Source organism: Kitasatospora sp. NPDC029367 (assembly GCF_055569135.1).
This window is the reverse complement of sequence record NZ_JBVHYH010000024.1, coordinates 1-9,657: the sequence shown is the minus strand read 5'-3', so window position 1 is coordinate 9,657 and position 9,657 is coordinate 1. Positions and strand designations below refer to the sequence as shown.

Sequence of the window (9,657 nt, the reverse complement as noted above, 5' to 3'; positions counted from 1 at the left end):
GGGGAGGGGACATGGGTTGGGGGAGAGCAAACCCCCCACCAAAAACACCCACCACCCCCCCCCCCCCCCCCCCCCCCCCCCCCCCCCCCCCCCCCCCCCCCCCCCCGGCGCTATCTGGGAATTCCCTGAGAACTACCTGCCCTTTACGCCCAATTTGCACTCGAACTGACGTTTAGTCGACGAATTTCAAAGGAAATTCTACGAAACGTACAGTTGACCCGAGGTGCCTTCCCGGGGTGGGATATCAAATCGGCCCCGGTCCGGCCGGCACCGGCACGGCGGCCCTCCCGGCCACCGCCATGTCCGGGATCCCGTCCCGAAGGGCCCCCCGCACCATGTCTTCGCTCGCCCGGTTCGTACTCCCGCACGCCGCCCCCCGGGTGGCCGACGGCCGGGCCGCCGTCGACGAGGACGTGGCGTTCGGGCTGCTGCGCGCCCGCTGGCACGGCCGCGGACTGGAGCTCACCGGCTTCGCTCGCCCGCTGGACCTGGACACCGGCCGCCCCGGCTCCGCCTGGACCTGGCTGACCCTGCGCCACGAGGACGCGGCCGAACCACCGCTCCACCTGCGCTCCAGACCCCGAAGGCTGCCCGAGGTCACCGACGACAGCGCCCAGCCGGAGCACAACCACGACTGGTCCGGCTTCACCGTCCTGCTGGAACCCTCCCGACTGCGCCGGGACGACCGCTGGCTGCTCGGCGACTGGCAGATCGAGACCACCCTCTTCACCCGCCCCCGCCCCACCCGGCTGCGCCGCCAGTACGGCGCCCTCGCCCCCCACTGGTGCGGCTCCGGCGAGTACCCGCCGGCCCGCTGGGTGGACCGCGACGTACGCCTCCAGCCGTACTTCGAGGACGACCGGCTGCGGCTGCGGCTGGAACGCCCCGGCGTCCGGCTCGACCGCGCCGAGCCCGCCGCCGACGGCATCCGGCTGGGCGGCGTCGCCGACCACTGCCCGGCCGGCACCGTGCTGCGGCTGCGGCACCGGCAGAGCGACGCGGTGATCGAGCGGCCGCTCACCCGCACCGGCAACACCTTCGCCGTCGAACTGCCGTACCGGCCGTTCACCGCCGACGGACGCGGCCGCGAGGACCTGGAGCACTGGGACGCCGAGCTGCTGCGCCCCGACGGCGGCACCGAACAGCTCTGCCTGGACGAGCGCGGCGGCCCGGTGGCCGGCCAGTACCCGCTGCCGGACGCCCCGGACCGGGTGCTCTACCTCAAGCACCTCGCCGACGGCCGGCTCCAGGTCTGCGTCCAGCCCGCCGCCGGGATGGTCGACCGGATCGCGGTCCACTTCGGCGGCTTCGAGCTGTCCGGCCACTGCCCGGACCCGGCCGCCGGCCGGCTGGAGCTGGTCCTGCGGCACGGCGGCACCGCGGGCGAGGTCCGCACCCCCGTCGAGCCCGAGCCGGACGGCCGCTTCCGGGTCCGGGTACCCGCCACCCGCACCGGCTCCGACGGCGCCGTACTGCCGCTGCGCAAGGGCATCTGGGAGGCCGTCCTGGAGCCGGCCGACCGCTCCGGCCCGGCCCGGCCGCTGCTCGCCGCCCCGACCGTGCTGCCCGCCCTGCCCGCCACCGCGACCACCGGCGGCAAGGACGTCCTGCTCCAGCGCCGCTGGCACGACACCCTGCTGGTGGACTCCACCCCGGTGCTCGACGCCACCGAGCGCAGCGCCTGGACCCAGGCCCGGCTGCGCACCGAGCACTACCCCGCGGCCCGCCGCGAACCGCTGCGCGAGGCGGTGCTGTACGACGTGTTCGGCGGCCGCGGCTACGCCGACTCCCCGCGCGCGGTGCACGCCGAACTCGCCCGCCGCGGCGAGCCGTTGGAGCACCTGTGGGTGGTCGACGACGGCCAGGCCGAACTGCCGCCCGGGGTCGTCCCGATCCGGATCTGGAGCCCCCAGTGGTACCGGGCGCTGGCCACCTGCCGGTACCTGGTCGGCAACACCCACTTCCCGGACTTCCTGGAGCGCCGCGAGGGCCAGGTCGTGGTGCAGACCTGGCACGGCTCGCTGCTCAAGCGGATCGCCCACGACGTCGACAACCCCTGGCTCGCCGACCACGGCTACCTGGAGGCGCTCGACCGGGAGACCCCGCAGTGGAGCCTGCTGCTCTCGCCCAGCCCCTTCGCCACCCCGATCCTGCGGCGCGCCTTCCAGTACGACGGCGAGGTGCTGGAGTCCGGCTACCCGCGCGGCGACGTGCTGGCCCAGCCCGACCCGAGGGTCGCCGCGGCCGTCCGCCGCCGGCTCGGCATCCCCGAGGGCAAGCGGGTCGTGCTGTACGCGCCGACCTGGCGCGAGGACCAGCAGCGCGGCGACGGCGAGGGCTTCCGGCTCGACCTGCGGCTCGACCTCGACCACGCCCGCCGGCTGCTCGGCGAGGACCACGTGCTGCTGGTCCGCCCGCACGCGCACGTGCGCGACCCGCTGCCCGGCGCCGGGGACGGCTTCCTGTTCGACTGCGGGGACTTCCCCGACCCGCAGGAACTGCTGCTGATCGCGGACGTGCTGGTCACCGACTACTCGTCGATCATGTTCGACTTCGCGATCACCGGCCGCCCGGTCTACTTCTTCACCTACGACCTGGAGCACTACCGCGACACCCTGCGCGGCTTCTACTTCGACTTCGAGGCGGACGCGCCCGGCCCGCTGGTGCCGGACTCCGCCGAACTGCTCGGCGCGCTGCGCGAACTCGCCGACAGCGGCGAGCGGTCGGCGCCCGGCTACGCGGAGCGCTACCGGCGCTTCCGGGCCACGCACTGCGCCCTGGACGACGGCGGCGCGGCCCGCCGGGTGGTCGACCGGATGCTCGAACTCGGCCGAACCGCGCGGTAGTTCAGCGGTAGTTCAGCGGTGGTTCAGCGATGGTTCAGGAGAACCGGTAGGCCCGCCAGGGCCGCCAGACCTCGTCCGCGTCGAACCGGGAGAGCGAGAAGCCCGGCACCGGGAAGGACGCCCGGAACCCGCGCGCCTGCTCGTACGCCCGGTCCAGCGCGTCCTCCGGCAGGCCGTGGGCCACCGTCACGTGCGGGTGGTACGGGAAGGCCAGTTCGCGGGCCAGCGGGCCGGACCGGACGTCCGCCTCCAGCAGCCGGCACTCGTGCGCGCCCTCCTCGACCCGGACGAACACCACCGGGGAGACCGGCCGGAAGGTGCCGGCGCCGCCCAGCAGCATCCGGAACGGCCGGTGCGCCGCGGCCACCGCCGACAGGTGCTCCTCGATCTTCGGCAGCAGCTCGGCCGGCACCTCGGTGGGCGGCAGCAGGGTGACGTGGGTCGGTATCGAGCGGGCCTGCGGGTCGCCGAGCCCGGCCCTGGCGTCCTGGATCCGCGCGCCGTGCGGGTCCGGCACGCTCACGGACACGCCGATGGTGACGACCTCCGGGAGGTCGCCACCATCGGGCATGCGCGAGAGCGGAGTCACCGCTTGGCGGCCGGGAGGAAGCCGATCCGGTCGTACACGGTCGCCAGCGTCTCGGAGGCCACCGCGCGGGCCTTCTCGGCGCCGATCGCCAGCACCCGGTCCAGCTCGGCCGGGTCGTCCAGGAAGGTGGCGGTGCGCTCCTGGAAGGGGGTGACCCACTCGGTGAACAGCTCGGCCAGCTCGGTCTTGAGGGCGCCGTACATCTTGCCCTCGAAGTGCGCGACCAGCTGCTCGACCGACTGGCCGCTGAGCGCGGAGTGGATCCGCAGCAGGTTGGAGACGCCCGGCTTCTGCTCCTCGTCGTAGGAGACCACGGTGCCGGTGTCGGTGACGGCGCTCTTGAACTTCTTGGCGCTGACCTTCGCCTCGTCCAGCAGGCTGACCAGGCCCTTGGCCGAGGAGGCCGACTTGCTCATCTTGATGCCCGGGTCCTGGAGGTCCATGATCTTCGCCGTCTCCTTGAGGATGTACGGCTTCGGGATCGTGAACGTGGGGGCGTAGCGCGAGTTGAACCGCTCCGCGATGTCGCGGGTGATCTCCACGTGCTGGCGCTGGTCCTCGCCGACCGGGACGGCGTCCGCCTGGTAGAGCAGGATGTCCGCGATCTGCAGGATCGGGTAGGTGAACAGGCCGACGGTGGTGCTGTCGGCGCCGTACCGGGAGGACTTGTCCTTGAACTGGGTCATCCGGGAGGCCTCGCCGAAGCCGGTGAGGCAGTTCATCACCCAGCCGAGCTGCGCGTGCTCGGGCACGTGCGACTGGACGAAGAGGGTGCAGTGCTCCGGGTCCAGGCCCGCGCCGAGCAGCTGGGCGGCGGACACCCGGGTGTTCTGGCGCAAGGTCACCGGGTCCTGCGGCACGGTGATCGCGTGCAGGTCGACGACCATGTAGAAGGCGTCGTTCTCCTTCTGCAGGTCGACCCACTGGCGCACGGCGCCCAGGTAGTTGCCGAGGTGGAACGAGCCGGAGGTGGGCTGGATCCCGGAGAGCACCCGGGGGCGGTCCTTGACCGGACCGGTGACCGCTGCGTTGACCATGCGGGCCATTCTTCCAGTTCCCCCGGTCGCTCAGGAAACCTCCGGCCCCGCAGGCTCCTCCGGTGTGACCGCACTCACCCTCACCCGGGCGATCCGCCGGCCCTCCACCTTGGCCACCGTCAGCAGCACCGCGCCGCCGCCCTCGACCGGGATCCGGGCCTGGTCGCCGTCCCGGGGCAGCCGGCCGAGCGAGGCCACCAGGCAGCCGGCCACCGTCTCGTACGGGCCCTCGGGCAGGGTGACGCCGGTCTCCTCGGTGAAGTCGCCGAGGTTGAGCAGGCCGTCCAGCTCCGTGCCGCCGCCGGCCAGCCGGCGGGTGGGCGCGGACTCCGGCCGGTCGTACTCGTCCCGGATCTCGCCGATCACCTCCTCGACCAGGTCCTCCAGGGTGACGATGCCGGCGGTGCCGCCGTACTCGTCCACCACGATCGCCAGGTGGTGGCCCTCCCGGCGCATCTCGCCCATCGCCTCCAGCACCCGCTTGGTGCCGGGCAGCAGCTTGACCGGGCGGGCCAGGTCGCGGACCTTGACGGCCTGCTCGCCGCGGGCGCCGTAGAGGTCCCGGACGTGCACGAAGCCGACCACCGCGTCGGCGCTGCCCTCGACCACCGGGTAGCGCGAGTGCGGCGAGGTCTCGGCCTGGTGCCGTACGGCGGCCAGCGGGCGCTCCGCGTCCAGGAAGGTCACCTCGGTGCGCGGGACCATCACCTCGCGCAGCTGGCGCTCCCCCGCGGCGAACACGTCCGCGATCAACGCCCTTTCGTCGCTGCCCAGTTCGGTGTTGGAGGCGACCAGGCCGCGCAGCTCCTCGGAGCTCATCGAGCCGCGCCCGGCCGCCGGATCACCGCCGAACAGCCGGACCATCAGGTTGGTGGAGTGGCCGAGCAGCCAGATCACCGGGCGCAGCGCCACCGACATCACGTCCACCACGGGGGCGGCGATCACCGCGATGGACTCGGCGCGCTGCAGGCCGATCCGCTTGGGGGTGAGCTCACCGAGCACCAGCGAGACATAGCTGATCAGCAGGGTCAGGCCGACCAGGGCGAGGGCGTCCGCCACCCCCTGGGACAGCCCGGCCCGGACGAAGAGCGGGGCGACCTTGCCGGCCAGGGTGTCCGCGCCGAACGCGGCGGACAGGAAGCCCATGCAGGTCACGCCGACCTGGACGGCCGCCAGGAAGCGGTTGGGGTCGGCGGCCAGGTGCGCGGCCCGGGCCGAGCGCCGGGTGCCGTGCGCCTCCAGCGTCCGGATCTGGCCCTCGCGCAGCGAGATCAGCGAGATCTCCGCGACGTTGAACAGGCCGCCCAGCAGGATGAAGACGAGGACGAGCGCGGCGTCCCCGAGGGTTTCGTTCACAGCGGGCCAGTGTAGGGCGGCCGGTGCCCGGCGGCGGGCCCCTGTGGCCGGACACGGCGGCGGCCCGCCGCCCCGGGGAGGGGTGACGGGCCGCCGGAGTGCTCAGCGGGCTCAGATGAGGCCCAGCTCCTGGACCGCGTCGCGCTCCTCGGTCAGCTCCTTGACCGAGGCGTCGATGCGGGCGCGGGAGAAGTCGGAGATCTCCAGGCCCTGGACGATCTCGAACTTGCCGTCCTTGGTGGTGACCGGGAAGGAGGAGATCAGGCCGGCCGGGACGCCGTAGGAGCCGTCGGAGACGACGCCCATGGAGGTCCAGTCGCCCTCGGCGGTGCCGTTGACCCAGGTGTACACGTGGTCGATGGCGGCGTTGGCGGCCGAGGCGGCCGAGGAGGCGCCGCGGGCGTCGATGATGGCCGCGCCGCGCTTGGCGACGGTCGGGATGAAGTCGTTCTCCAGCCAGGCCTGGTCGCTGCCGACGGCCTCGAAGGCCGGCTTGCCGGCGACCTCGGCCTGGAAGATGTCCGGGTACTGGGTCGCGGAGTGGTTGCCCCAGATGGTGACGCGCTTGATGTCGGAGACCAGGGCGCCGGTCTTGGCGGACAGCTGGCCGACCGCGCGGTTGTGGTCCAGGCGGGTCATCGCGGTGAAGCGCTCGGCCGGGACGTCCGGGGCGTTGCGCTGGGCGATCAGGGCGTTGGTGTTGGCCGGGTTGCCGACGACCAGGACCTTGATGTCGTCCGCGGCGTGGGCGTTGATGGCCTTGCCCTGCGGGCCGAAGATGCCGCCGTTGGCCTGCAGCAGGTCGCCGCGCTCCATGCCGGCGGTGCGCGGACGGGCGCCGACCAGCAGCGCGACGTTGGCGCCGTCGAAGGCCTCGTTCGGCTGGTCGGTGATGGTGATGTCGCGCAGCAGCGGGAAGGCGCAGTCGACGAGCTCCATGGCGGTGCCCTCGGCGGCCTTGAGGCCCTGCGGGATCTCCAGGAGGCGCAGGTTCACCGGCACGTCGGCACCGAGCAGGTGGCCCGAGGCGATGCGGAAGAGCAGCGCGTAGCCGATCTGGCCGGCTGCTCCGGTGATGGTGACGTTGACGGGGGTGCGGGTCATTTCTACCTTCTCCAGCAAATCGCCAGGTGCCCCAGGCACACCGGCGCACTGGAGCCGAGGATGGTCTCTCGACATCGAGAGACCGGCGTCAGGTTATCGCAAAGGGAAGCGTACGCCGCGTGTGCGGGCGTGGCTGATGCGTCACAGCGGACGCCGCCCGGCGGGCCCGGAACGCACCGCGGCCCCGCCCGGGAATCCGGACGGGGCGGCGGCAGGAGGCGGCGGGAGGCGGGCTCAGTGCTTGGGCCGGCCGATCAGCTGCCCGATGTTGTCCAGCAGCGGGATCTCCAGCCACGGGTTCGGCTGCGCGACCAGGGTCAGCAGCACGATCGAGGCGCCCAGGAAGGCCAGCACGATGACGTCGGTGAAGCGGCTGCGCACCGCCAGCATCCCGACCTCGGGCAGCACCAGCCGCAGCACCGCGCCGAGCAGCACGCCGGTGCCGAGGATCAGCAGCCCGTACTTGAAGCCGTCCTTGAAGTCGGCGAACCAGGTGACCGCGAGGCCGGCGCCGACCACCGACAGGACCAGCGTTATCGGCCACTGCCGAACCGGCAGGGCGTGGTCGCGCCCCAGAGCCGGGGCCGCCCCCTCGGGCGGCAGGGTGCCGGTGGTCTTGACCGGCCGTTGCCGGGACCGCGCCGGACGCGGTTCAGTCATGCTCGCCGTCCCTCGGGGATCAGACGCCGGCGCGGCGCTCGGCCGCCTCGACGATGTTGTTGAGCAGCATCGCGCGGGTCATCGGGCCCACGCCGCCGGGGTTCGGGGAGATCCAGCCGGCCACCTCGGCCACCCCCGGGTGCACGTCGCCGACGATCTTGCCCTCGCTGCGGCTGACGCCGACGTCCAGCACCGCGGCGCCCGCCTTGACGTCCTCCGGCTTGACCAGGTGCGGCACGCCCGCGGCGGCCACGATGATGTCGGCCTTGCGCAGGTGCGCGCCGAGGTCCCGGGTGCCGGTGTGGCACAGGGTCACGGTGGCGTTCTCGCTGCGGCGGGTCAGCAGCAGGCCGATCGAGCGGCCGACGGTGATGCCGCGGCCGACCACGACCACCTCGGCGCCGTCGATCTCGACCTGGTGCCGGCGCAGCAGCTCGACGATGCCCAGCGGGGTGCACGGCAGCGGGCCCTCGATGCCCAGGGCCAGCCGGCCGAGCGAGGTCGGGTGCAGGCCGTCGGCGTCCTTGTCCGGGTCCATCAGCTCCAGGACCGGGTTCTGGTCCAGGCCCTTGGGCAGCGGCAGCTGGACGATGTAGCCGGTGCAGGTCGGGTCGGCGTTGAGCTCGCGGACGACGTCCTCGACGTCCTGCTGGGTGGCGGTGGCGGGCAGCTCGCGCTGGATCGAGGCGATGCCGACCTCGGCGCAGTCCTTGTGCTTGCCGTTGACGTACCAGCGGCTGCCCGGGTCGTCGCCGACCAGGACGGTGCCGAGGCCGGGCGTGACGCCCTTCGCCTTGAGGGCCGCCACGCGGGCGGCGAGTTCGGACTTGATCGCGGCGGCGGTGGCCTTGCCATCGAGAATCTGGGCAGTCATGACCCCATTCTCCCGGATCGCGGCCGCCGCCCGTACCGCAGCCGCCCCGGCGACCGGACGGGCACGGATGGTCCGCACCACGTTGCGGTTGCGCCACAGTCTCCGCACCACGCCCACAACCGGCTGGACAGCGCGCTGCCGTCCGGTTGACGATATGCGGGCATCCCCTGCCGCGACCAGGCCCGGTGACGGGCCGACCGGTCCCGCAGCAGGGCGTACCCGGGGGAAAGAGCCAGTGATCCGACCACAGCACACCGCGCAGCCCGACCGCCACGGCGCCCTCACCGCACCGTGCCCGTCCCCGCGTTCGATCACTCGCCCGTCACAGCACTGAGCCGGCCGCGCCCGTCACCGCCGCCGGGCTGTCACCGCGCTCCGATACCGTCCCGTTCCGTCGGCGACCCGACTCGCCGGCCGCAACCGGGTCCTCCGCCGTCCCGTCCCCGCGTTCCAGCAACTGCCCGGAGGCATCCATGAGTTACCCGCCCGACCCGAACAACCCGTACGGCCAGCAGCCGCCCGCGCCGGGCTACGGCTACCCGCAGCAGGCCCCGCCGCAGCCCGCGCCGGGCTACGGCTACCCGCCGCCGGCCGCCCCCGGCTACGGCTACGCGCCGGCCGTGCCGCAGTCCATGCCGGGCCTGGTGACGACCGCCCGGGTGCTGCTGTTCATCGTGGGCGGTGTGCAGGCGATCCTCGCGCTGGTCTACCTGCTCATCGGCGCCGCCGCCAAGGACGTCACCAACACGGCCAAGGCGACCACCAGCGACAACCCGTTCACCGCGATGGGCGACGCCGCCGCCGGCATCCTGATCGTCATCGCGGTCGTGTTCGCGCTGTTCGCCGCGCTCTCGATCACGCTGGGCGCCAAGTTCGGCAAGGGCGGCAACAACGTCCGGATCACCACCATCGTGTACGGCTCGCTCGGCAGCCTGATGGGCCTGCTGATCCTGGCGGGCGCCGTCACCGCCGGCACCGCCATCGGCTATGTGTTCGCCGGTCTGTGGCTGGCCATCAGCATCATCTGGATCACCGCCATGTGCACCCAGGAGGGCTCCGGCTGGTTCAACCGGCCGCGCTACTGAGCACCCGGCAGGACCACGACGAAGCGGGGGGGGGGGGCCCCCCCCCGGGGGGGGGGGGGGGGTGTTCCCCCCCTGGAGGAAGGGGGGGGGGCGGGGGCGGAGAACA

Annotated in this window: 8 protein-coding genes; 2 read left to right on the top strand and 6 right to left on the bottom strand. The window is 73.1% G+C overall.

The genetic code is table 11. The features are described 5' to 3' along the window. The first annotated feature begins 335 nt into the window (after positions 1-335). The gene (locus ACZ4W5_RS15710; RefSeq protein WP_465654977.1) at positions 336-2,846 is read left to right on the top strand and encodes a CDP-glycerol glycerophosphotransferase family protein; all 2,511 of its coding nucleotides are present in this window, start codon (positions 336-338) and stop codon (positions 2,844-2,846) included. 34 nt (positions 2,847-2,880) lie between these two features. Here ACZ4W5_RS15710 and ACZ4W5_RS15705 read toward each other — a convergent pair whose 3' ends face one another. The 6 genes from ACZ4W5_RS15705 to ACZ4W5_RS15680 form a co-directional block, all read right to left on the bottom strand. After that, positions 2,881-3,417 (bottom strand): 2'-5' RNA ligase family protein, encoded by a 537-nt coding sequence (locus tag ACZ4W5_RS15705; RefSeq protein WP_360238101.1) that lies wholly within the window; start codon positions 3,415-3,417, stop codon positions 2,881-2,883. 14 nt (positions 3,418-3,431) lie between these two features. Beyond that, a complete protein-coding gene (gene trpS / locus ACZ4W5_RS15700; protein ID WP_360238103.1) occupies positions 3,432-4,472 on the bottom strand; it encodes a tryptophan--tRNA ligase in 1,041 nt (346 codons plus the stop codon). 30 nt (positions 4,473-4,502) lie between these two features. Continuing rightward, entirely contained in the window at positions 4,503-5,828 is a 1,326-nt protein-coding gene (locus tag ACZ4W5_RS15695; RefSeq protein WP_360238105.1) for a hemolysin family protein, read from the bottom strand. Positions 5,829-5,939: 111 nt separating this feature from the next. Continuing rightward, positions 5,940-6,932 (bottom strand): malate dehydrogenase, encoded by a 993-nt coding sequence (locus ACZ4W5_RS15690; RefSeq protein ID WP_360238107.1) that lies wholly within the window; start codon positions 6,930-6,932, stop codon positions 5,940-5,942. A gap of 234 nt (positions 6,933-7,166) precedes the next feature. Then, on the bottom strand, positions 7,167-7,592 hold the full coding sequence (locus ACZ4W5_RS15685) for a DUF3017 domain-containing protein (RefSeq protein ID WP_350503505.1): 426 nt from the start codon (positions 7,590-7,592) through the stop codon (positions 7,167-7,169). Between the two features lie 19 nt (positions 7,593-7,611). Next, positions 7,612-8,466: a bifunctional methylenetetrahydrofolate dehydrogenase/methenyltetrahydrofolate cyclohydrolase gene (locus tag ACZ4W5_RS15680; RefSeq protein ID WP_360238109.1), complete on the bottom strand. Its 855-nt coding sequence runs from the start codon at positions 8,464-8,466 to the stop codon at positions 7,612-7,614. A 473-nt stretch (positions 8,467-8,939) separates the two neighbouring features. On the opposite strand from ACZ4W5_RS15680, the gene ACZ4W5_RS15675 reads away from it, so the two are divergent. Next, positions 8,940-9,551 (top strand): hypothetical protein, encoded by a 612-nt coding sequence (locus tag ACZ4W5_RS15675; RefSeq protein ID WP_465654974.1) that lies wholly within the window; start codon positions 8,940-8,942, stop codon positions 9,549-9,551. The last annotated feature ends 106 nt before the right edge of the window (positions 9,552-9,657 follow it).